Annotated in this window: 20 protein-coding genes; 13 read left to right on the top strand and 7 right to left on the bottom strand. The window is 62.0% G+C overall.

Annotation, left to right across the window (positions count from 1 at the left end; genetic code table 11):
- Positions 1-18 precede the first annotated feature (18 nt).
- Genes NLM33_RS24210 through NLM33_RS24200 form a run of 3 tightly spaced genes read right to left on the bottom strand, consistent with a single transcriptional unit; the run spans position 19 to position 2,595 of the window.
- A complete protein-coding gene (locus tag NLM33_RS24210) occupies positions 19-810 on the bottom strand; it encodes an ABC transporter permease (protein WP_254099440.1) in 792 nt (263 codons plus the stop codon).
- Positions 807-1,604 (bottom strand): ABC transporter ATP-binding protein, encoded by a 798-nt coding sequence (locus tag NLM33_RS24205; protein ID WP_254099438.1) that lies wholly within the window; start codon positions 1,602-1,604, stop codon positions 807-809. Before NLM33_RS24205 ends, NLM33_RS24210 begins: the two co-directional genes overlap by 4 nt.
- Positions 1,605-1,614: 10 nt before the next feature.
- Complete coding sequence (locus NLM33_RS24200; protein ID WP_254099436.1) at positions 1,615-2,595, bottom strand: ABC transporter substrate-binding protein; 981 nt, start codon at positions 2,593-2,595, stop codon at positions 1,615-1,617.
- A 199-nt stretch (positions 2,596-2,794) separates the two neighbouring features.
- On the opposite strand from NLM33_RS24200, the gene NLM33_RS24195 reads away from it, so the two are divergent.
- The 4 genes from NLM33_RS24195 to NLM33_RS24180 are packed head-to-tail and all read left to right on the top strand — an operon-like array spanning position 2,795 to position 8,178.
- Positions 2,795-4,879 carry a hydantoinase/oxoprolinase family protein gene (locus NLM33_RS24195; protein WP_254099434.1) on the top strand — a complete coding sequence of 695 codons (2,085 nt, stop codon included), beginning with the start codon at positions 2,795-2,797 and terminating at the stop codon, positions 4,877-4,879.
- 11 nt (positions 4,880-4,890) lie between these two features.
- On the top strand, positions 4,891-6,627 hold the full coding sequence (locus NLM33_RS24190; protein ID WP_254099431.1) for a hydantoinase B/oxoprolinase family protein: 1,737 nt from the start codon (positions 4,891-4,893) through the stop codon (positions 6,625-6,627).
- Positions 6,627-7,472 carry a sugar phosphate isomerase/epimerase gene (locus tag NLM33_RS24185; protein WP_254099429.1) on the top strand — a complete coding sequence of 282 codons (846 nt, stop codon included), beginning with the start codon at positions 6,627-6,629 and terminating at the stop codon, positions 7,470-7,472. The genes NLM33_RS24190 and NLM33_RS24185 overlap by 1 nt, the downstream gene beginning before the upstream one ends.
- A 31-nt stretch (positions 7,473-7,503) precedes the next feature.
- The gene (locus NLM33_RS24180; protein WP_254099427.1) at positions 7,504-8,178 is read left to right on the top strand and encodes a TetR/AcrR family transcriptional regulator; all 675 of its coding nucleotides are present in this window, start codon (positions 7,504-7,506) and stop codon (positions 8,176-8,178) included.
- 660 nt (positions 8,179-8,838) lie between these two features.
- On the opposite strand, the gene NLM33_RS24175 is transcribed toward NLM33_RS24180, so the two are convergent.
- Positions 8,839-10,101 carry a site-specific integrase gene (locus NLM33_RS24175; protein ID WP_254099418.1) on the bottom strand — a complete coding sequence of 421 codons (1,263 nt, stop codon included), beginning with the start codon at positions 10,099-10,101 and terminating at the stop codon, positions 8,839-8,841.
- Positions 10,102-10,603: 502 nt separating this feature from the next.
- The gene (locus tag NLM33_RS24170) at positions 10,604-11,932 is read right to left on the bottom strand and encodes a hypothetical protein (RefSeq protein ID WP_254099416.1); all 1,329 of its coding nucleotides are present in this window, start codon (positions 11,930-11,932) and stop codon (positions 10,604-10,606) included.
- Between the two features lie 245 nt (positions 11,933-12,177).
- Here NLM33_RS24170 and NLM33_RS24165 point away from each other — a divergent pair, with 245 nt between their 5' ends.
- The 3 genes from NLM33_RS24165 to NLM33_RS24155 all read left to right on the top strand — a co-directional run bounded on the left by NLM33_RS24165 (position 12,178) and on the right by NLM33_RS24155 (position 14,376).
- The gene (locus NLM33_RS24165; RefSeq protein ID WP_254099414.1) at positions 12,178-13,518 is read left to right on the top strand and encodes a metallophosphoesterase; all 1,341 of its coding nucleotides are present in this window, start codon (positions 12,178-12,180) and stop codon (positions 13,516-13,518) included.
- A gap of 61 nt (positions 13,519-13,579) precedes the next feature.
- Positions 13,580-14,014: a hypothetical protein gene (locus tag NLM33_RS24160; protein WP_254099412.1), complete on the top strand. Its 435-nt coding sequence runs from the start codon at positions 13,580-13,582 to the stop codon at positions 14,012-14,014.
- The gene (locus tag NLM33_RS24155) at positions 14,011-14,376 is read left to right on the top strand and encodes a DUF1446 domain-containing protein (protein WP_254099410.1); all 366 of its coding nucleotides are present in this window, start codon (positions 14,011-14,013) and stop codon (positions 14,374-14,376) included. Before NLM33_RS24160 ends, NLM33_RS24155 begins: the two co-directional genes overlap by 4 nt.
- 55 nt (positions 14,377-14,431) lie before the next feature.
- Here the strand turns inward: NLM33_RS24155 and NLM33_RS24150 are convergent, their stop codons facing one another.
- Positions 14,432-14,836, bottom strand: a complete 405-nt coding sequence (locus NLM33_RS24150) for a nuclear transport factor 2 family protein (protein ID WP_254099409.1) — start codon at positions 14,834-14,836, stop codon at positions 14,432-14,434.
- Positions 14,837-15,155: 319 nt separating this feature from the next.
- Here NLM33_RS24150 and NLM33_RS24145 point away from each other — a divergent pair, with 319 nt between their 5' ends.
- The 5 genes from NLM33_RS24145 to NLM33_RS24125 all read left to right on the top strand — a co-directional run bounded on the left by NLM33_RS24145 (position 15,156) and on the right by NLM33_RS24125 (position 21,052).
- Complete coding sequence (locus tag NLM33_RS24145; protein WP_254099407.1) at positions 15,156-16,157, top strand: LacI family DNA-binding transcriptional regulator; 1,002 nt, start codon at positions 15,156-15,158, stop codon at positions 16,155-16,157.
- The gene (locus tag NLM33_RS24140; protein ID WP_254099405.1) at positions 16,154-17,692 is read left to right on the top strand and encodes a sugar ABC transporter ATP-binding protein; all 1,539 of its coding nucleotides are present in this window, start codon (positions 16,154-16,156) and stop codon (positions 17,690-17,692) included. Before NLM33_RS24145 ends, NLM33_RS24140 begins: the two co-directional genes overlap by 4 nt.
- Positions 17,685-18,737, top strand: a complete 1,053-nt coding sequence (locus NLM33_RS24135) for an ABC transporter permease (protein ID WP_254099403.1) — start codon at positions 17,685-17,687, stop codon at positions 18,735-18,737. The genes NLM33_RS24140 and NLM33_RS24135 overlap by 8 nt, the downstream gene beginning before the upstream one ends.
- Positions 18,738-18,833: 96 nt before the next feature.
- Entirely contained in the window at positions 18,834-19,826 is a 993-nt protein-coding gene (locus tag NLM33_RS24130; RefSeq protein ID WP_254099401.1) for a substrate-binding domain-containing protein, read from the top strand.
- Positions 19,827-20,140: 314 nt separating this feature from the next.
- Positions 20,141-21,052, top strand: coding sequence for an OmpA family protein (locus NLM33_RS24125; RefSeq protein WP_254099399.1), 912 nt, complete (start codon positions 20,141-20,143; stop codon positions 21,050-21,052).
- A gap of 166 nt (positions 21,053-21,218) precedes the next feature.
- Here the strand turns inward: NLM33_RS24125 and NLM33_RS24120 are convergent, their stop codons facing one another.
- Positions 21,219-22,163 (bottom strand): AEC family transporter, encoded by a 945-nt coding sequence (locus tag NLM33_RS24120; protein WP_254099397.1) that lies wholly within the window; start codon positions 22,161-22,163, stop codon positions 21,219-21,221.
- Positions 22,164-22,599: 436 nt separating this feature from the next.
- Here NLM33_RS24120 and NLM33_RS24115 point away from each other — a divergent pair, with 436 nt between their 5' ends.
- Entirely contained in the window at positions 22,600-22,974 is a 375-nt protein-coding gene (locus NLM33_RS24115) for a hypothetical protein (RefSeq protein WP_254099395.1), read from the top strand.
- Positions 22,975-23,044: the final 70 nt, after the last annotated feature.

Raw genomic sequence — 23,044 nt, 5'->3', positions numbered from 1 at the left:
GTCCCTCCCGTTCCGTGATCAGGTTGTCGGCTGGCGCTGCGACGTATGCCAGGGCAGGGCGATGCGCTCCATGACATCGACGGCGTAGAACAGGATGGTGCCCATCACGCCGAGCAGCACCAGGGAGACGAAGACGCGCGTTGTGTCGAACTGCCCCTGGGCTGTCAGCACCAGGAATCCCAAGCCTCGCCCACCGGCCACGAACTCGCCGACAATCGCTCCGACCAGCGCGAAGGAAATGCCAACCTTCATACCCGAGAACAGTGAAGGCAGGGCGTTGGGTATTCGTATCTTATAGATGATGTCGAACTTTGAGGCCCGGGTTGCTTTGGCGAGATTCAGCATATCCGGGTCGACGGAGCGCAAGCCCAGCACGGTATTGATGACAATCGGGAAGATCGCCAGCATCACCGCCACCGCCAGTTGCGACGAGACACCGGTCCCCAGCCAAATGACGAACAGTGGTGCCAGCGCCACCTTAGGCACCGAGTTCACAGCGATTAGCAGCGTATAGACCGTGCGCTCGAGAAACCGCGACTGGACGATGCCGACAGCAAGAATCACGCCCAATCCGACGGAGATCGCGAAGGCGATGGCTGTCGTCGACAGGGTGTAGAGCATATTACGGATAAATATCCATGGACTTTGCAAGAACGCCGCCCAGATCGCGGAGGGCGCGGGCAGGATGATGGCGGGCGGATCGAAGATGCGCACGACCGCCTCCCAGAGCAGGATCGAGCCGATCAGGACGAGGACGATGTCCAGTGATCGACTGTCGCGCATGAATTTTGCGATGAAACTGCTTGTCATTCGTGAAGCACTCCCAGTTCGGCGAAGTGGTGGCGAATACGCTGGGCATAAACACCGAATGCATCGGTCTCGCGCACGGAGAGCGGGCGGGGGCGGGGTAGATCGACATCGAACATGTCGACGATGCGGCCCGGTCCGCGCGACATCATCACCACCCGGTCGGCGAGAAACACGGCCTCCGAGATGGAATGCGTGATGAAAATGACGGTCTTGTTGGTGCCCTGCCAGATGCGCGCGAGCTCGACATTGAGATCGTCGCGGGTCATCGCGTCCAGCGCGCCAAAGGGCTCGTCCATCAGGAGCAGGTCGGGGTCGCATAGCAGGGCGCGGCAGATCGAGGCGCGTTGACGCATGCCGCCCGACAGCTCCCACGGATGTCGCTTCTCGTAGCCCTTGAGGCCAAAGCGCTCCAGGAGCTGCAGGGCGCGGCCGCGGTACTGCTCGCGCGGGTGGCCAAGAAATTCAGCCTGCAGCAGCACGTTGTCCAGAATGGTGCGCCAATCCAGAAGCACGTCACGTTGGAACACCACGCCCATGCGATCCGGCGGACCGATCAGAGGCTTGCCCGACACATTGATGCTGCCGGAGGTGATTGTCTCCAGTCCGGCGATGCATTTGAGCAACGTGCTCTTGCCGCAGCCGCTCGGACCAACGATGCTGTTGAACTGGCCGAGGCGCACATCCAGGTTGATGTCGCTGAGCGCAACGACCGGGCCATGCTTGGAGGGGTAGGTTTTCCCCGCGCCTCTGACCTGCAGATAGTTATCGGCGATCCTGTTGGCTATCATGTTCATGGCGACCTCGTCAGCGCGGGACCAGATCGTTGGTGAAATAGTCGCTGGCCTTCCAGCCCGCGGGCACGACGCCGGCGCGCTCCATGCCCTTCAGCGCGGCGTTCCAGTCCTCGGTCGCCTGCCAGCCAATCGGCTTTCCTTCGGTCGCTGGCGTGTTGAAGTATTCGAGGGTCAGCTTGATCTGCTCGCGCAGGACGTCGGGCTTCAGCATTGCGTCTGGACGCTCGGCGAGCATGGCTTTGACGCCGAGGTCGGGATCCTTGGCGATCTCGGCCCATGCGCGCTGTTCGACCTCGATCAGCTTCTTCAGCGTGTCGCCGCGCTTCTGGATCGTTGCGTCGGAGGCGATCAGCCCGTAGCTCGGGAAATAGAGGTCCGCTATGTCGGAGGTCAGGCATTTTGACGGCCGGGTCGCCTGCGCGAGCGGCAGGGCGGAAGCGACAGTCGACATCAGCCCGTCGGCGCGTCGCGACGTGTAGGTGCCCCACAGCGCCGCGGCATCGACGAATTCGATCGTCGTGTTGTTGCGGTCGAGCCCTCCGGCGGCGAGGAACGTGTCGATATAGGGCGCCCATGGGCTGGCGGCGAAAACGACAAGCTTCTTGCCCTTGAGGTCTTCGATCTTCCGGATCGGCGCGTCCTTGTCGACGAGCACACACAGGTCCGTGCGCCTGTCGAACCCCGCGATCGCCCTGACCTTGGCGCCGCCGTGGCGGGCCGCGGGCACGAGGCCGAGCTGAATTTGTCCGACATCTGCTTGGCCCGCGTTCACGAGCTGCAGGGTGTTAGCGGAGCCCCGGCCGTCCTGCACATCGACATCAAGTCCAGCCTCTTTGAACCAGCTCTTTTGTTGTGCGAGGTGCATCGCTGCGTGACTGCCCCAGGGCGAGAAGTCTAGCCGCACCGTCAGCTTCTCGTTTGCAAGGGCGGGCCCGGCAAGGGCCAAAAGCATCGCAAAAGCGGCCGATGACAGAAGTCGCATATTTCTCATTTGTCCTCTCCAGAAGTGGGCCGTGTTGGCCATCCGCCCTTATTGGTTCAAAGGAGAATAGTACTATTAGTTAGATAACAAGCAAGAGCCGAGATCGAAAAGTCTGAATTTCAGGCATAAAATGCCAAAAAATTACGTTGCCGGCTCTGTTCGCGGCGTGATACAGAACTAACCAATTAGTTCAACAAGGATGGTTTGCATGGCGACTTCGGCGATCAGGACCGCGCGGATCGGTGTCGACATTGGGGGGACGTTCACGGATCTGGTGATGATCGAGGGCGATGGTCGCCTACATCACGCCAAGGTTCCCTCGACGCCCGGCGCGCCCGAGGAGGCCGTCATCACCGGCATCTCGCATCTCGTGTCGGACGCGCGGATATCCGTCGGCGACGTCCGTGAGATCGTGCATGGCACGACCGTCGGATCGAACACGCTGCTTCAGAAGGTGGGCGCCAGGGCCGGCCTGATCACGACCGCCGGCTTCCGCGATGTGCTGGAGATCGGGCGGCTGCGCACGCCCAACATGTTCGACCTGCAGTGGGACAAGCCGCTGCCGCTCATCCCGCGCCGCTACCGCCTCGAGGTCAGGGAGCGGATCGCTGCCGACGGCAGCGTCATCGAGCCGCTCGACGAGGCCGGCGTCATTGCCGCGGCTGCCATGCTGGTCGAGGCGGGCACCGAATCCATCGCGATCTGCCTGCTCAACAGCTATCGCAATCCCGCCCACGAGCAGCGCGCTGAGGCGCTGATCCGCAAGCGCTTTCCTGCCGTCCAGATCACGACGTCGGTCTCGGTGCTGCCGGAGGCGAAGGAATACGAGCGGACCAGCACAACGGTTGTGAATGCCTATGTCGGTCCCGTGCTGGCCGCCTATCTCGAGCGCCTGCAGGCCGGCATCAAAAGCCTCGGCATCGATGCACCGCTATTGGTCAGCAACTCGAACGGCGCGCTCGCCTCGGCCGAGACGGCCTGTGCGAAGCCGGTGTTCTTCATTTCCTCGGGCCGCGCCGCGGGAGCCGTCGGCGGGGCGCGTCTGGGCGAGGCATTGGCCCAGAAAAACCTCGTCATTTTCGATATGGGAGGCACCACGGCTTCAGCGTCGCTGGTGCGTGAGGGCGAATTGAGCCGGGTCAGCGAGTATGAATTCCGGGCGGGAATTTCGACGCCCAGTCGCTTCATCAAGGCCGGCGGGTACATGATGAGCGTTCCGACCGTCGACGTTGCCGAAGTCGGCAGCGGTGCTGGATCGATCGCGGCGCTCGACAGTGCGGGACTGATCCGGGTAGGACCCGTTTCTGCCGGCGCCGATCCCGGTCCGGCCTGCTACGGCCTCGGTGGCAACAGGGCCACCGTAACCGATTCCAACCTGGTGTTGGGCTATCTGCCGGAAGAGCTCGCGGGTGGTGCGAGGCGGTTGTCGAAGGCGGCCGCCGAGGCAGCCATCGCCGACCAGATCGGCAGCCAGCTTGGCCTCAGCGCCAGCGAGGCGGCCTATGGCGTGCGCGAAGTAGTCAACGCGAACATGGCGCGCGCCATTCGTGCGGTGACCGTGGAGCGGGGCGTCGACCCACGTGACTTCACACTGGTGGCCATCGGAGGCTCCGGTCCCGTCCATGCCGCCGCCATCGCCTCGCTCCTGTCGATGACCAGCCTGCTGATCCCTGCGACCCCCGGTGTGTTCACGGCAATGGGCATGCTGTCGGGAGACGTCGAACGCTATTTCACGGCTCCGATCGGCGGCGTCGTGGAGACGGTCGATCTCGATAATTTCGCGGCCGTGACCGACGAGTTGCGCCGGCAGGCCGTTGCCAACCTGCGCGAGGAAGGCATCCCCGAGGACGCGATGGAGCTCCTGCCCGAGGCCAACATGCGTTTCCGTGGACAGGAAATGTCGCTGGCCATCCCGTTCGCGGAGCCCTTCGATCCCGAGGCGGTGCGAACCGCGTTCCTCGAGACCTATCGTTCGATCTACAGCTACGTCTCCTCGGATGCCGTCGAAGTCGTCAGCATCCGGATGACCGGCCGTGGCCTGCGCCAGGGCCGCCTGGACTTTCGCCAGCTGTCGGCGGTCGGATCTGAAGAGGCAGGGCCCGTTTCGCGCCGCAAGGTTTACTACGGCAAGGCCGAGGGCTGGATCGATACGCCGATCTACGACCGCACCCGTTCGCCGCGCAAGCTGATCGGTCCGGTTATCCTGGAAGCCAACGACAGCACCGTCGTCGTGCCGCCCATGGCGAGCGTCGAGCGTGACGACTTCCTGAACCTCCATATTCGCCTTTCCTGAGGAACGAAGCCATGGCCGAGATTTCCGCTCACGATCCGATCACCTTCGCTGTTCTGAAAAGTGCCGTCGAATCCATTGTCGATGACATGGCCTACACGGTGATGCGAACGGCCCGTTCGCCCATCGTCCGCGACGTTCTCGATTACTCGACAACGATGTGCGATGCCAAGGGCCGTATCCTCGCGCAGGCGAAGACCGTGGCGCTGCATCTGGGCGCAGTCCCGGACGCCATGGATGCGCTGCTGAAGCGCTTCGGCGGCGATCTGCACCCCGGCGACGTGATCATCTTCAACGATCCGTACGAGGGCGGCATGCATCTGCCGGACATCTTCATGTTCAAGCCGATCTTCCATGGCGACGAGCAGATCGGCTTTTCGGTGGTGATCTGCCATCACTGCGACGTCGGCGGCCGCGTGCCCGGCTCCAATGCGAGCGACTCGACGGAGATTTTCCAGGAAGGCCTGCGTCTTCCGCCGCTCAAGCTTTATGATCGTGGCGTACGCAACGAGATCGTTTTCGAGATCATTGGGCGGAACGTTCGCCTGCCGGATCTGGTGATCGGCGATCTCGAGGCGCAACTCGCAACCTGCGCCATGGGCGAGCGAGAATTGTTGCGCATCGTCGACAAATATGGCGCACCTGCGTTCAACCGCTTCCTGGGAGATTTCCTGGACTATGGCGAGCGTCTGACCCGGAACGAGATCGCAAACTGGCCCGACGGGCGCTACGAGTTCACCGATTACATCGACGGTGACGGGTTCGATGAGGCGCCGATCCCGATCAAGGTGGCGATTACCGTGAAGGGCGACCACCTCGATGTCGACTTCAACGGCAGTTCGCCTCAGGTGAAGGGCGCGATCAACTCGACGCTGTCGTTCGTGAAGTCCGCGAGCTATCTGGCGATCCGCTGCGTTCTCGACGCCGAGGTGCCGAACAACTCCGGCGTCTACCGTGCGATCGACGTATCGGCACCGCTCGGTACGTTGTTGAACCCACACTTCCCGGCACCTGTCGCGGCACGCGCGTTGACCGGCTATCGTGTCGTCGACGCGGTGCTGGGCGCCCTGGCTCAGATCGTTCCCGAACGTGTTGCGGCGGCGGGCGAGGGTGGAAACTCGGTCGTCTGCCTTGGCGGCTATGACAAGGTGACGCGGCTGCCGTTCGTCATGGTGGACATGATCAATGGCGCGCTGGGAGCGCGCGCCACCAAGGACGGCATCGACGCGATCACCAATCCCTCGCAGAACATGTCGAACATGCCGGTCGAGCTGATGGAATCGACCTATCCGATCCGGATCGAGGAGTATGCCCTGCGCGCCGACTCCTGCGGCGCCGGCGAGCGTCGCGGCGGGCTCGGCGTGGTCCGGCAGTACCGCCTTCTGGCCGAAGACGCGGTCATGCAGCTGCGCTCGGACCGTTACCACCATCGTCCCTACGGGCTTTTCGGCGGCAACGAGGGAGCGGCTTCGCGCAACTTGCTCAGCGTCGACGGCAGCAAGTTCGAGCTGCTGGATAGCAAGGTGACGCGTAACGTTTCGCGTGGAGATGTCATCCGTCATGAGCAGGCGGGCGGGGGCGGCTACGGCAACCCGATGAAGCGCCCGCTGGAAGCGGTGCTGGACGACGCGCTTGATGGCAAGATCACACCGGAATTCGCCAGCGAATACTACCGCGTCGTGATCAAGGACGGTCGCATCGACCAAAAGGCAACCGCCGACCTGCGCAACCTGCAGACGGAGATGGCATGATGGCTGACTTGCGTCGTTTCGCGATCAATCAGATCACGACACGGGACTGGACCCTCGAGCAAGCCGTGAACGGCTATGCCCGACAGGGCGTCGCCGGCATCGGTGTCTGGATGGAATACCTGGATGCCTGTGGCGTTCGTCAGGGCGCAAGGCTGATCCGCGATGCTGGTCTGTTCGTGCCCAGCCTTTGCACGAGCGCCTGGGTCAATATTGCGGATCGCGCCGGCTTTGATGCCGCCGTCGCGGAGAACCGCAGGCGTCTCGATGCGGCCGCCGAGATCGGGGCAACGGCCCTGGTTGTCGTTCCCGGGAGCCTTGCGACCGGTGAAAAGGATCTGCCCGCGGCGCGGTCGCGGGTCCTTGGTGCGCTCGAACAGCTCTTACCCTATGCGCTGGAGGTCGGTGTGGTTTTGGGCATCGAGCCCCTGCACCCGATGTATGCCGCAGACCGCTCCTGTCTGAACACCTTTGCTCAGTGCCTCGACATTTGCCGCAGGCTTGGCCAAGGAACAGGAATCGTCGCCGACACCTATCACTGCTGGTGGGATCCGGAATTCGTGCCGGGGCTGCGCCAGGCGGGGCCGGAAAATATCCTGACGTTCCATCTGGGCGACTGGCTTGTGCCGACGCGCGATGTATACCATGACAGAGGCATGGTCGGCGATGGTGTAGTCGACTTTGGGGCTTACCGAGCGGTTCTCGACGAGATGGGTTACGACGGGCCGTTCGAGATCGAACTGTTTTCCAAGTTCGACTGGTGGCTTCGTGATGGTGACGAAACAGTTGCCGTGGCGGTCGACCGCTGCGCGCCGCTGGTCGGTGAACGACAGAAGGCTCCGTGCTGAGCGCACTGTCGGTTGAAACGATGGAGGGCAGATGGCGGAAAAACCCGCTATCCGAGATTCGATCCGAACGCAGGAAAAGATCCTCGCGGCAGCGCAGGTCGAGTTCGCACGCCGCGGATTCGATGGCGCCCGTGTCGACGCCATCGTGGAGCGGGCCAAGATCAGCAAGAATCTGCTCTACCACTATTTTCGCAGCAAAGAGGATCTCTACATCCGCATTCTCGAGCGGACCTATGAGACTTTGCGCAGGCGTCAGAGCGACGTGTCAGTCAATGGCCTCGATCCACTCAATGCGATGATCCGCTTGTGCGAGAACACTTTTCGGGTCTTTGTCGAAGAGCCTGACGTCATCGTGATCCTGAATACCGAGAACCTGCATCGCGCCAAGCACATTGTTAAATCAACGATCATCCGGACGATGTACGACAAGCTATCGGAAAACCTGCGCGAAATTCTGCAAGCCGGGGTCCAGCAGGGAATCTTTCGCCAAGGCGTCGATCCTGTCGAGCTGTACATCTCTATGTCCGCTCTGGGATACTTCTATCTGTCGAACCAGCACACGCTATCCATCCTCTTCAAGCGAAAGCTGGGGGCGCCCGAGAATATCGAGCGCCGGCAGGCCCATCTCGTCGACATGGTTGTCAGCTACCTAATGCGGAAACCCGAACCGGGCGATTGGACTCCGTCGCTAGCGCGCGGGTCCTGAACGGACACGAGGCCACCAACGTCATGGTCGCAGGCAATGCGGCTAAGCTGGGGGCGGTTTTCGGACGAGACACCGGGGCTGAGACTGGAAACCATGCACGACAGCGCTGCTGGCGCGCGGTGAAATGCCTCCCTGGCTGGATATAACTGGCGGAAGGTCTCTCCACGGGCTGCCGTGCGTGCGATCCACAACAATGCTTCGAGAAACGAACTGCCACCGCCCGAGGTCGTGGCATACTTGTGATCCCACGCATCGCGTCCGCGGTCGGCGAGGAGGATCCCAGCGCAACCCGCATCTGCCTTGGCGCGGCAAGAGATATTGTCGCACTCTCCGAGGTGTTCCAGACTCTGCGCGATGTCCTGGCTCGCCACCCAATAAACGTCGTTTCGGTCGCCTAGTCTAACCGTGGTTGGCTCTGCTTTCGGTGCGCTCTGTCTCGTTTGCTGCGGTTCACAGGAAAGTCCAGCCATCGAGCAGCGAACCTCGGGACTTCGCATTCGACCAACTGCAGAAATCTGTTGTTCCGAGCACCCTAAACCACCGGTTCCGACGATTCCAGGTTTGCGACCCCATTCCGCAGAAATCGGTGTTACGTCTCCATGATTTGAACCTATCTCCGTTCCGCGATCGCGAGTGATGGAGCGCTTCCGGTGAACGGAATTAGCCACTTGGCTCGTTGGGTGGCGGGCCTGCCGATAGAGCACCGCATTGCGGCACAATCCAAGCTAGGTGTTCAGTCCAGCGCTCCAGCGCATCTCGCATTTCGGTTTCGTAACGAGCCCGATTGTAAATCCCGGCCACGCCTGCTCGGTGGCCACTCACGTGGTTCAAGATCGCTTCTATGACATGCGGCAAGACGCCCAACCGATCCGCCATCACGGTTGCAGCCGTGCGACGGAGATCATGTACGGTCCAATGGGGTAGGGGCTTAGCGTCCTCATCTACCGTCTGCCGCGCGGCAAGAATGCGCCTATCAAGCGCGGCCTTTGATTTCGACCAGCCGGAGAACCCACGGTGTTTGTCGCCCTTTCGGCGAGGACCATCACCAAAGACCCAGTCGCGATCATCCCGGCGGGACGGTAACAGAGCCAAGGCAGCTGGGACGAGTGGCAGTACGTGCTCACGGTGGTTCTTGGTCCGAGCGCTGGGGAGGTTCCAACGCTCGGCTGCTGCGTCGAGCTCGGGCCATTGCATTCCCCCGACCTCGTCCCGTCTCTGAGCTGTCAGGATCAGCAAGCGCACTATAAGTCCGTAGTCGTCATCACCACATGCCCGCCAAACCTCGGCTAGTTCTGCATCGGATAGCACCCGGTCTCGGGACGTCGGCTGATCGGGGCGGTTGGTGCCGAGGACCGGGTTTCCCGGAATGTCGAGGCCCTCTCGAATGGCCCAATTGAACAGTGTGGATAGGGCTGTCCGAGCGCGAGCGGCGGAGACCGCCCCTTGCTGCGCTGCAACATCAGCGACTCGCGCCGCAACATGGCGGCGGGTGATCTTGAACACCGAGATTGAGTGCAAGGGCTTCCACGCGATCAACAAGTAGCGTTCGGTCTCGGAGTACGTCCGGGGTCGCTGCTTCTTCTTTGCAACGCCGAGGTATTCGTCCGTAACCTTGCGGAGTGTGTCGGCCGCTTGGAGGTTGGCCTCTGCTTTGGTGTCTGCCGGGTCCTTCCCGTCCGCGACCAGTCCCAGTAATCGCTTGGCTTCCCGGCGCGCCTTCTCAGGCGTCCAGGGCGACCCGTGCGGTCCGATCGTGAAGAACCGCTGGCGGCCGAACAACCGGTACTTGAGGACATAGGTCGCTTGGTCGCGCTGACGCCGTACGCCAAAGCCGCGCACCGCCTCCTTATGACCCGCATCCCAGATGGCTTCACCCGGGGCGAGGCCCTGCACAGCCCTGATCGTGATACTTGCCGATGCCATGCGAACTCCCGTTCGTGCCGCTAGCTACCAAATAGCTACCACGGTAGCGCAAAACGAGGCGAATGACAGCGTGGTGGTGGTGATCTATTTTATTGAAATATCTATATTAATAGAATTCAGGCGTGGTGGCTCGCAAATGCGGCGGCGGCAAGATACTGTCTGTGGAACAGGAGGTCGGTGGTTCGAGCCCACCCAACTGTACCAGCGCAGTTGAATTGCCCCGCATCTCCAGCATCTTACTGATAGACCTGACGTATTTGCGCCGCCTAAAATACAAAAGGCGCAACAAATGGCATTGCGGATGGTCGGGTTAAGTCGAGCGAAAAATGGCGAGTGGTTTGCTCGAAAAGGCATCCCGGCAGATGTGCGAGATGAGTACGAGCGCCTGCACGGCGTGCGATGGGAAGCACAGCTTCGGATACCCGGTCAGACGGCAAAGCATGAAGCGAAGAAGCAGCTTGCCGAGTGGTCCGCCGAGGTCGAGACGCGGATAACGGGACCATTACTTCTCGGTTGCATGCGCAACGTCAGCTGTTGTTTCGGGAAGCCGCACTTCAATTGGAAAGTCGCCAATCACCTTCTGACCCGCTCTCACCTGCGCATGCCAAATCCCTCCTTGAGAACCAACAAGCTCCAAAGCTCTGGCGAAACGCGAACGCCTAACTAGGCCGTCCTCCACTCTAATGATCTGGCTCTCCTTGAAGGCCTCGAAGCCATCGGGACGCAGGACGACTAGAGTGAGCTCAAGGTTGGTGCCGGGTGGATCTATCGTGCCAGTCTCCAACTCGACAAAGAGAGGCAGCGGTTGACGAAATGGGACTATCGTTACCTGTATCCAGTCCCAACCACCTTCAACGACCGTCCACAAGCCGTCGCGCGACCGAACGAATTCAGCCGCCAGCATCCCCGTAACCTTCAAACCTGCATCCAAATCGTCTTGCGTAGGCATTCTACTTGATTGCGGACAGTAGGGCGCTGAGCCCGCTTTGCCGCCCTTGGCCCGGATTTGACGCAGAACAGTACCGTCCTCCGCGCAAAGGTTGACGATGGTGTCTTCGCCGGGGCCGCCCTTGCCGCCATCCCCAACGTGAAATTGAAGGTGATGAACTCCGCCGAGTTCTTCAGGGCCGAAAACTCCCTGAACGATTTCTCCGCCGCCGCCACCTTCTCCTCCGATGGCTCCCTCGCCGACCACGCCCGCTCCCCCGCCACCGGCACCGGGTGCCTGTCCTGGACTACCTTCGAGGAACGTTATGTTGCCGCCTGGTCCACCGGCCCCGCCAGACGCATTGCCGCCTATTGCCGCTCCACCGCCTCCGCCAGAGCCGAGAGCTAAACCGCCAATACCGCCGAGCTGAAGAGGAGGCGCTTGATCGGCCGCTATGTCCAAGAACTGCTCGCGAACCTTGGCCATCGACGGATCATCGAGGATGGTAGTGAGCCGCTCCAGATGAAAAAGCTCGGTGACCATCGTCCCGGCAGTTTCTGCCAGTTCTTCACGTTCGCCGAGTGTCAATTCCTGATTGGTGACAAACGCGATGCCGTCCGCTCCAGACTTTATCGCCCCTGCGAGATCAGATCGAAACTTGGACGCGATGGCAGAGAAAGATTGGCGTCCCCGGGGGAAATACACGGCCATCGCAAAGGTGCGACCTTCTCGCCTTGCCAGCGCATCTTTGCCTCCATCAGGGCCACCAAGGGGATGGCTCGGGTCTAAAGAGGTGAACTTCTCATAGATCAAAACCTGCGCCGCCAGTCGCTCTGACGGTGTTTGACCCTTCGTCCATTCGAGCAAACGATGCCAAGTCTCATCGTAACGGTTGCGCGGCACACGACCCCCCGTTGGCCAGTTTCGCAGAATACAAAAACCTGATACAAACGAAATTCAAGGCAGCAAAAATTCCTAAGTCTTATCAATGTGAATGCTGGGGTTTGGCGGTACTCACCCAACCAAGCGGGCAGCCGGCGCAAAAGCGTTGATTTGCCTCAAGGGTGTGACAGCAACCGCCTCGACAATGCCAATGAGCCGCGAACGGTGCGGTGGCGTATTCGCTCCCTCAATCAGCGGGGATCATCATGCCATACTCCCGGCCGAACGATGCAAGTCGTCGCCTTGTTCTCAGCGCACTTGCAACTCTGCCAGCATTCTCCGTGCCGCTCATTGCCAATGCGCAGGCTCAAACAACAACCGCGCAAGCACCCGTTCCCACCGGGAGCGGCTTTTCGTTCGCGGCGGTCGGCGATACCCGACCGATGATGTACCTACCGTTGAAAGAGGGACAACCGGACCTCAGTAAGTTCTTCGTCGAGATGTTCGGGTTGGTCATGCCGGAAAAGGTTGCCGAGGCCGTCGTAGCGAAGGATGTGAAGATGATCTTCGATCCGGTCACAAAGGACCTGATCAAGGTAGTCATGCCGTTTGCATCCAAGACGGAAGTGATGACCCTGACGGTAGATAAAGGTTGGGTCACCGAGGCATCCGTAGAAGACTTGAAACTGCTTCCTGGAGTGCATCGGACGATGTTCCGGCTTCAGGGCGGCGAATGGGTGACCCGTGAAATCGTGAAGGACGTTCAATCCGGTCGCGCCAAATTCGTGGTCAATAGCGGTGACGCCGTCTGGTGGGGCAATCAGGGCTTGACCGTCAGTGACAGCCCATACTGGAAGCGCGTGAATGATACGATGTTGAAGAAGCTACCCGCGCCCGATGACGAGATGCGCGCAGCCGGTCTGGATGGGCGCTTTTTCATGAGTGTGGGCAATCATGAGGTGTGGGCCGACCCAAAGATTGAGGGCGTTCTTTCGGCTGTGCCGTATCTGAAAAAATTCGGCGTCACGCCGGAAAACCTCATCTACAAATTCGACTTCAAGGGCACCCGCTTCATCTATCTCTGGAGTGGCAAGTACGATTACCGTTCGCCGTCGCTGTGGGACGCTGATCGGCCAAAATATGCCGAGCAGATGACCCAGCTTCAAAAGTGGATGGACGAGGCGAAGGCCAATGGCATTCGGAAGGCGTTTATCGTCTTCCATTATCCCGTGTTTGCGCGGTCAGGCTTAGGCCCGATCCCGGCTCCCGATAACCCGCACAAGGTGATTGCGTCGTATGCCAAGGACATGGAGGTGGTCGTATTGAACGGGCACGTCCACACCACGGAAATCTACGACGTAGATGGCGTAAGGTATCTGATGTTGGGCGGTGGGGGCGCAGAACAAGACCCAATCCTGCCGGGGCGAACCAGCATCAAGGTGGCCGCTGACTATCCCCAGGACCTTTACTGGAAGGGCCAGCCTCCGCAAGAGGAGTACAACTACGTGCTGGTGGACGTTGAACCCGGCCAGAAGACGAAATTCACCCTCAATCGCTTCCGGCCGTGGTCGGCAGAGCCATTCGGGACTGAGGAACTCTTTAGGTGAGCAGGATGCCAGTGTTTACGGGAGTGAGGTTCTGGCGACAGCTATTCTGATCATTCACGGCTTGGTCGCGGTCGCACTGCTTGGCGCGATAACACACCAGACTTTAGCGGCATGGGGGTCGGCGGACGCGCGACCCGGCTCGTTCTTTGGCCGCTTTCGTTCCATACCGTCGGCCTCGTTCGCCAACGCCGTGGTAGTCCTGTATGCCGTTTCCACGCTGCTGGGCGGGATCATTTACCTTTATTTCCGTGTGGATGTCAGGCCCGAATTAGAGCGTGCGGGTCACTGGCATGTCCTCGGCTTCTTCGACCTCAAGGAACATTTCGCAGCAATCGGGTTGGCGTTGCTGCCCGCCTACTGGGTTTGCTGGCGACGGCCGCTTGCCAACGAACCTGCTCAGACGCGCACGGCGCTCACCTCGATACTTGCCTTCATCATTTGGTGGGGCTTTCTGTCCGGTCACGTCGCTAACAACATCATGGGTTTCGGCTCATGACCTCCTCAGCCCCATTCAGACGCTTTGCATTCGCGTTCGGGACCACGTTTGCCTTCCTCTACGTGGTCGCACTTGCCAAGGACCTTGCTCTCTTCACCGTTTTCCCGTCGCTCGGCATCGTGCTCGCGGGCACGCATCACTCACGAGACGTGGCCGACCCTGCGATGGGGTTTCTTGCTCCGGCGATTTATTGGTACGGGTGGGCTGCGACGGCCGCACTCGGGGCATTGATGGTTGGCCTTGTTGCTGCGTCGTTCCGCGGAGGCCCGGCGCGATACGTTTGGTTGGGTTGGGTGTGGGTAATTCCTACGCTCTCGATGATCGCTTGCGTCTATCTCACCCTGCCTTGGTTTCGTCTTTAGCTGTCGGCAGCGGAAAAACTGCTTGGCGACCTATGCGCCTGAGCAAGCGTTGGCGCTATGAGATCACGGCCTTGATCTGCGCAGTGTCCGCAAACTCGATCAGCTCAATGATCTTGCCATCCTGAAATCTGAACAGATCCAGGACCTCGGTGCTGAAGGTTTTCCCGGTCGGAACGTATCGGACGAGGAGGCGCGACCGTACTGCAGCCCGTTCCCCGTCAACCAACTCGTCCAGGATATCGCGCTCCACGAACTCGAAATTGGCGATGAATTGACCGAAAGCCGCTTGCAAGGTTGGGTGCCCCTGAGCGCTTCCGGTCAGTTCGAGCGCGCTGTTGTCGCCGACCAAGGTGAACACACCCTCGCGATGAAAAGCTGCCACGAGGCCGTTTGCGTCGCCGCGACCGCGCGCCGCGTAAGCGCTTCTGATGACGTCGAGCATGTCTTCGCGATGTCCCATATCCGCCTCCTCCAACACGCCTCAGGGCAGGGTAGCTACCTTCGCGTGCAAAGGCAAAATCGTAACACCGGGCGCCAATTTTGCGTTCGCGCCGGTCGGCATCACCGCGAACAGCACGACCACGCCGGCCGCTAGCGCCGGCAGGTTCAACCGCTCTGCCGTTGAGCCGTCGCGCGGGCGCACGCAATGCGAAGGGTTGGAGGCCATCCCTCGCGGACGATTTCATAAAAAGCCAGAAAAACGATTGCGCAAACGTTTTCGTATGCCATAATCCCTGAGAATTTGGATCGCTCAACAAGATCCAGGCACGGGAGGGGACGTGGCGACCATCGCCGATGTAGCCCGCAAAGCGGGCGTTTCGGTCTCGACCGTTTCGCATGTCGTAAACGGCACGCGGCGGGTCGCGCCGGACACGGCGCGCGCGGTGGAAGCGGCGATCACCTCCTTGAGCTACCGTCCCAACATCATGGCGCGGAGCCTGAAGGCCGCTTCGACCCGCTCGGTCGGCATCGCCATCTCCTCGATTTCCAATCCCTATTTCAGCGACATCATCTGTGCGATCGAAACCGAGTGCGCGCGCCTCGGCATGATGGTGTTTCTGTCCGACACCGAGGATGACCCGGGCCGTGAGCTCGACGTCGTCATGGCGCTGCATCAGCGGCGCGTCGACGGCATCATTCTCGCGCCCAGCCCCGATCCCGGGCGTCGCGCGCTGGCCTATCTGCGCGACGTCGGGCTGCCCTGTGTGCTTGTCGATCGCATGCCCGATCCCGCCTTCGATCAGGTCGGCATCAACAACCGCGAGGCGATGCGCAATCTCGTCGCGCGGGTCGCCGCGCTCGGTCATCGCCGTATCGGCTATGTCGGCGGCAATCCCGGATTCGCGACCACGCTCGAGCGTATTGCCGGCTATCGCGAGGGTCTGGCCGGCGCCGGCGACGTGATCGACGAACGCCTTCTCGTCACCGGCAGCGCGACGACGACCAGCGCGATGCAGGCCACGGAGCGGCTGCTTGATCTCGATCAGCCGCCGACCGCGCTGGTCGGCGGCAACAATCTCGCGACGATCGGCATCATGAAAGCGATCCACAGGCGCGGATTGCGGGTGCCGAAAGACATCTCGGTCGTCGGCTTCGACGACTTCGAATGGGCCGATTGCTTCGAGCCGCGCCTGACGCTGGTCGCGCAGCCCTGCGCGGAGATCGGCCGGCGCGCCGCCTTCCTGCTCATGGAGCGCATTGCCGCTCCGCAAGGGGCGCGGCGCACCATTCAACTCGACGCTGTTATCATCGAGCGCGAATCCTGCGGGAGGCCGCAATGAATACCGGCGCCCAGACCCCGCTGCTCGCCATGCGTGGCATCGTCAAGAGCTTTGGCGGTGCACAGGCGCTGCGCGGCGTCGATTTCGATCTCAAGAGCGGGGAAATCCACGCGCTGCTTGGCGAGAACGGCGCGGGCAAGTCGACCCTGATGAATGTTCTCTCCGGCGTCATCGCGCCGGATCAGGGCGAGATCCGCATCGACGGGGCCGCCGTCCGCTTCACCGATCCACGTACCGCGCAGGCCGCCGGCGTCGCGACGATCTTTCAGGAGCTCGATCTCGTCCCGAGCCTCGATGTGACTGCCAACCTGTTCCTCGGCCGGGAATTGACGCGGGCAGGCGTGCTCGATGGCGGCGCGATGCGCCGCGCGGCGCGGGCAAGGCTTGGCGAGATCGGCTTCGATGTGGACGTCGATCAGCCGGTCGGTGAATTGTCGGTCGGTCGGCGGCAGATCGTCGCGATCGCCAAGGCCCTGACCTACGCGTCGCGGATACTCGTGATGGACGAGCCGACGGCCGCGTTGACCGCCGCAGAGGTGCAGCGGCTGTTTCATGTGATGCGCGACATCGCAAGGCGCGGTGTCGGCATCGTCTACATCTCGCATCGGCTGGAAGAGGTTCCGCGCGTCGCCGACCGCGTGACGGTCCTGCGCGACGGCAGGATCGCAGGGACGGCGCCGCCGGCTGCGCCGCAATCCGATCTGGTGGCGTTACTCGTCGGACGGCCGTTGACGGAGCTCTATCCGCGCCGCAGCGGCGCATTCGGCCGCCGTGTGCTGCATCTGGAGCGGGCCGCCTGGCGCCCGCGCCGGGATCGGGCCGGTTGGCGCGCGCCGCGCGAGGTCTCGCTCGAGGTGCGCGCCGGCGAGGTCGTCGGGCTCGCCGGCATCATGGGAGCAGGACGGACCGAGTTGCTCTCCGCGCTCTATGGCGCGGGCGGTCCCGGCGCCTGGTCGGGCCGCGTCGAGGTCGAGGAACGGCCGGCGAGGCTGACCTCGATTCCGGAGGCTCGCCGCGCCGGCGTCGCCTTTGTCAGTGACGATCGCCGGGGCGCCGGCCTGATGCTGCGCGACAGCGTCGAACGCAATCTCGTCGCCTCGGTGCTACGGCGCGTGTCGCCGTTCTTTCTGATGTCGCAAGCGCGCCAGGCCAGGCTTGCCGGTCAAGCGATCAAGGCGTTCGACGTGCGGCCGCCGCGGCCGGAGCTCGCGGTCGGCGCCCTCTCCGGAGGCAACCAGCAGAAGGTCGCGCTTGCCAAGGAGGTGCTTGGTGAGCCGCGCCTGCTTCTGCTCGACGAGCCGACGCGCGGCGTGGATGTCGGCGCGAAGGGCGAAATCTACGCCAGGATTCGCGAACTCGCCGCGCAAGGCGTCGGCATTCTCGTCGCCTCCAGCGAAATGCCGGAACTGATCGGCCTCTGCGATCGCATCGTCGTGCTGCGGGGCGGGCGTACGGTTGCCGAGTTTCCCGGTGGTGCCGCAGAGGACGACATCCTTGCGGTAGCCGAATCCAGTCAGGATGACAGCGATGAATGACGCCGCAACACTCGTGAAATCCACGCGCGTGCAGCCCGCACGGGCACGCCGTCTCGACTTCTTCGCCATCGCGGTCCGCTTTCAGAGCGTCATTGGCCTCATCCTTGTTGCGATCGGCGGCATCATCTTCTCGCCGCGGCGGCACGGCTCCATCCTGTTCGTGGCGCCGGACAACATCGCGAACATCGTACGGGCGATTTCCGAGACGGGCATCATCGCCGTCGGCATGACCTTCGTCATCATCACCGCGGGGATCGATCTGTCGGTCGGCGCGCTGCTCAGCCTGTGCAGCGTGCTCACCGCCACGATCATGACGACCTGGGGCTGGGGGCTCGTTCCGACCCTCTTGTTCGTGATGACCTGCGGCGCCCTGTTCGGTTGCACGCAAGGCGCGATCTCGACCCGCTTCCGCCTCGAGGCGTTCATCGTGACGCTGGCGGGCCTGCAGGTCGCGCGCGGCCTGGCGCTGGTGATCTCCAACAACCAGTACATCAACATCTCCTACGGCAATGGTCCGGGTCTTGCGCCGCCGATTTTCTCGGTGCTGGGCGATCGTCTGTTCAACAACACGGTTCCGGTCGCGACACTGGTGTTTCTCGTCGTCGCGATCGTGGCCACCTTCGTGCTGAACTTCACGCGCTTTGGCCGCTACGTCTTCGCGGTCGGCGGCAATGAGCGGGCGGCACGGCTGTCCGGCGTGCCGGTCACGCTGGTCAAGATCTCGGTCTACGCGATCACGGGTCTGGTGTCGGCCATTGCCGGCATCGTCCACGCCGGCCAGTTCAATTTCGGCAGCGCCAACGACGGCACGGGCTATGAATTGACCGCGATCGCGGCGGTGGTCATCGGCGGCACCAGCCTGTTCGGCGGCGCAGGCTCGATGATCGGTACGATCGCAGGTGCGATCATGCTCGGCGCGTTGGCCAACATCCTCCAGCTCAACAACATCAATGCGGCCCTGCAACTGCTCGCGACCGGCGCGATCATCGTCGTGGCCGCGGTTCTTCAATCTCTCGTTCGTCGCCGCGAGGGATTGGGTCGTTGACCCCAATGGCGACGTAAAGACCGGGCGGCGAAGCCCCGCCGGGAGGAGACCGCTCGTCAGTGGCGGAATGTTCGAAGCAAACAGGGGAGTGAAATCATGCGACGCGCATCTAGGAAGGCAAGGTTCTGGTCCAATCTGGTGCTGGGCGCCGGCACGGCGACGCTCGTCGCTGGTGCAGCGCAGGCGGCGCCGCTGGTCAAGGAGTGCAGTAAGACCGGGGAGTTCGTCATCGGCTTCTCGCAGGCCAATAATGCCGAGCCCTACCGCCAGCACGTCAACGACCAGCTGACCGCTGCGGCGAAGAAAGTGCCGCAATTCAAGCTGCAGATTGCCGACGGCGCCGGCAACGTGAACACGCAGACCTCGCAGATGGACAATTTCATCACCCAGAAGGTCGACCTGATCCTGATCTCACCGTTCGAGGCCGCGCCTCTGACGCCGGTCGTCGCGCGGGCCATGAAGGCCGGCATTCCCGTCATCGAGCTCGACCGCAAGACGGTCGGCGAGGCCGGCAAGGAATATACGGCCTTCATCGGCGGGGATAATTTCAAGATCGCCGAGGAGGCGGGCAAATACGTCGCTGACAAGCTCCTGCCGCAAGGCGGCGAAGTGGCGGTGCTCCAGGGCCTGCCAAGCTCGACGCCCGCCGTCGAACGGCTCAACGGCTTCAAGTCCGGCGTGAAGGACAATCCAAAGGTCCAGGTCGTCGCCGAGCAGGCCGCCGACTGGCTGCCGGACAAGGCGCAGACCGCGTTCGCCGCGATGCTCCAGGCCCATCCGAACATCAAGGCCGTTTATGCGAGCAACGACATGATGGCCGCCGGTGCGCGTCTCGCGGCGAAGGGCGCCGGTAAGCTCGATCAAGTGAAGATCCTCGGGACCGATGGCTTGCCCGGGCCTGCCGGCGGCATCCGCGCAGTTGCGGAAGGCGAGTGGGCGGCAACCTTCACCTATCCGACCGGAGGCCCGGAGGCGATCGAGATGGCGAAGTCGGTTCTGCTCGATTGCGCCGAGAAGGTGCCGACCGTGGTGACCGTGCCGACCACCGCGATCACGCCCGACAACGCGAAGCAGCTGATGCAGAACTGAACGAAGTCCTCGCACATCGCTCGGCGCGCGCGGCCTGACATCGGCCGCGCGCGCTCATTCAATCCAGCGGTGACCTTGGCGTTTGCGATCAGGAACCGCATCGCTTGAAAGACTGCTTCCGCCTACATCGCTGTGCAGTTCGCTGGCGGATTGGTCGGAGTGTGGCTTGCCCATCTGATGCGAGCAGCCGCTTTGGCAAACCTCGCAAACTGTGCGCACCGGAACTGGCCGTCCTGCCGTCCGGTAAGTTGAACCGCGCGCGGTGGCGTTGCGACAGATCAGCATGGGGCCGCGAGCCTGAAAGGCACCCGGCAATGACGCACTATAAGCGCAAGCCGCTCCCAATCGATGCACAGAAGTCAACGCTATGGGCTGTCTCGGCACTTGCATCGGTCGGTGTCGGCGTAGGCGTGGCGAGTGCGGGCTTGGGCATGTTCGATTTGGTCAATCGGCAAACCGGTCGGGCCCACCGAATGGCGATGAAAGGCGGCGGCGCGGGCGTTTCCCTTCCCGTTTCAGCTTCCTTCAGTGCCTCCCCCTACGGCTACTTCAAGACCAGCCGCGAAGTGAACTTTCACGACTTCAACGGGATCTGGGTCGAAGTGGGCGAGCTGAATCTGGCCGTCTATGCATGGAACAAGGTGACTTTTCGGGACGGTGCTTCGCCGACCAGTCCGGTCCTTGGAACAACGAAAATGGATGGGCGGACCTGGGCTCTTCCCGGTGCGGGCAAACAACACGGCATCACGGAAATCATGTTCAGCGACGGGAAGCCGGTTGGAGACGTCGATATCGAGATCAACATAAACTTGAAGCAGAAGGAAGACGTGCGCACGAAAGCCCAGTTCAGTGCGCAGATCGGATACAAAGTGCCGTCCGATGCTCTCTTTGATTTTGACAGGGATAATCTCAAGCAAACGGCGGTATGGGCGCTTCAGGACGCCGGAGATTGGATCAGGACATTCAAAGACACCGGAGGCAAGGTCCAGATTACCGGGCATACTGACAGCATCGGAAGCCCTGAATACAACATGGGCCTTTCACTGCGACGCGCCCGAGCCGTGGCGAATTGGTTCATTGCGGAAAAATACTGCACCGCCGCCGACGTCATCGTGATCGGAAAGGGCGAGACCAAACCTATCGAACCCAATACGCGGCCGGACGGAAAAGACAATCCTTATGGGCGTGAGAAGAACCGCCGCGTCGAAATCGTTGTGCTGACCTAAGTTGCCGATTGGTCCAATATCGCTTGGTTGCAATCTGCAACGGCCTTGTCGCTTTCTCGATTGCCGCTCAACTCGGCGCAACGATCTGTAAAAAGGGGCAGCAAGCTGAGGGCCGCTATAGCGACCAGAATCGATTGCGCGTGTGCATGCGGCTATCGCTTGGTCCCTAATTCAACCCCGCCACGATCACCACCACCACCGGCAGCGTCACCGCAGCCAGCAGCGTGCCCAGCGCAACCGCGCCAGACACCGGGTTGACCAGCCGCTGATACTGGACCGCAAAGATATACGCGTTCGCGCCGGTCGGCATGGCCGCGAACAGCACGACCACGCCGGCCGCCAGCGGCGGCAGGTTCAACAGCTTGGCCAACACGAACGCGGCCGCCGGCATCGCCAGCAGCTTGAGCGCGGACATCACGACGATGCCGAGCTTCTCGCCCTTGACCTCGAAGCGGAACAGGTTGATGCCGAGCGCGATCAGCGCTGCCGGCGATCCCGCCTGCGCCAGCAGCTCGATCGTCCTGTCGACGACCGGATGCAGGCCGAATCCGGTAAGGCGCCAGATAAGGCCGAAGCCGATCGCCAGCATGATCGGGTTGCGCGAAAGATCCAGAATGACGGGCAGGATGACCGACAGCGCCGAGCCCTTCTGCTTGCGGTCGACCAACTCCATCTGCAGCGTGCCGCACAGCCACAGCAGCGGCGTGTTCACCGACAGGATGAGCGCCATCGGCCCTGCGGCCTCGTTGCCCAGCGCCGAGAGCGTGAGGGGAATGCCGAGCATCACGATGTTGCCGTAGACCGAGCCGATCGCGAACACGACTCCGTCCTCGCGATCCTCGCGCCGCTCGCGCAGCAGGGCTGATAGCGCCAGCGCCGCGATCCAGGTGATTACCAGCGCGCCGTAATAGGCGCCCCACATCCGCCAGGGGCTGATCGACGGGAATTCCGAGACGACGATGGTGCGGAAGAGCAGGGCGGGGATGGCGATGCTGAAGGCGAATTCGGAGATGCCCTTGTGCGCGGTCTCGGAGACGAAGCGAAACAGCACCGCGGCATAGCCGGCCGCGATCAGGGCAAACACCGGCGCGACGATCAACACGATAGCCATGCGGCCCTCACCTTAAGGGGATATCCGCTGACCACCCCACACGCTTTTCGATGATGGCATATTGCCCCTGATTTGCCCGACGTGTCAAATTGATTTCGTAAAATCCGTAAATTCCGCGCCGGCCCCGCCGGCTACTTTGCATGGGGTTGTTTTCGAGGTTTTTGTTTTGGCAGTCGTGGCGCTCCCTCTCCCGATTGCGGGAGAGGGCTGGGGTGAGGGTGTTTCCGCAACGGGGCTCCCTCAATGTGGAAAGAGTCCCCACCCGGCGCTTCGCGATAGGACGTCGATCCAACCTAAGCCCCCTGGCCAGCCCGGTTTTGGGCTGACCCTTCTGTTGCATGGAGCGCACAGCATCCGGTTTTCGTTTCGCGGCTCGGTTGCCAAGGCGGAAGGCTTCACCCACTATTCCCACCGACTCGGAAAGATTGGGGGGATCATGCTGGCGTTTCGTTTCGAGAGGTTCCTGGCCGCCGCGATCTCCGCGATCGCCCTGGCCGTCATCGTCCAGCCCCGCGCAAGCTTCGCCTATACACCGGAGCAGCAGCAGGCCTGCACGCCCGATGCGATGCGGCTGTGCGGCGAGTTCGTTCCGAACGTCGATGCAATTACCGCCTGCATGATCCAGAAGAAGTCGCAGCTCTCGCCCCAGTGCCGGGCATTCTTCCGCGAGGGGCCGGAACCTGGCGAGGCGGCTACCGGCCAGCCCGTCAACCTCAAGCCGGTTGCGAAGAAGAAGACCTCGAGCAAGCCGGCCGCGAAGAAGACGACGGCGAGCAAGAAGCCGAAGAAATCCAAGGCCGACGAGACTTAGCAGGCTGTTGAAGAAGTCTTCGAGCGACGCGCGATAAATGGGATGTCGTCGCCATTAAGGAGGCAGATAG

The sequence above is a fragment of the Bradyrhizobium sp. CCGUVB1N3 genome (assembly GCF_024199925.1).
Taxonomy (GTDB): domain Bacteria; phylum Pseudomonadota; class Alphaproteobacteria; order Rhizobiales; family Xanthobacteraceae; genus Bradyrhizobium.
Note: the sequence above shows the minus strand (reverse complement) of the source record. Positions and strands in the feature narration are given on the sequence as shown.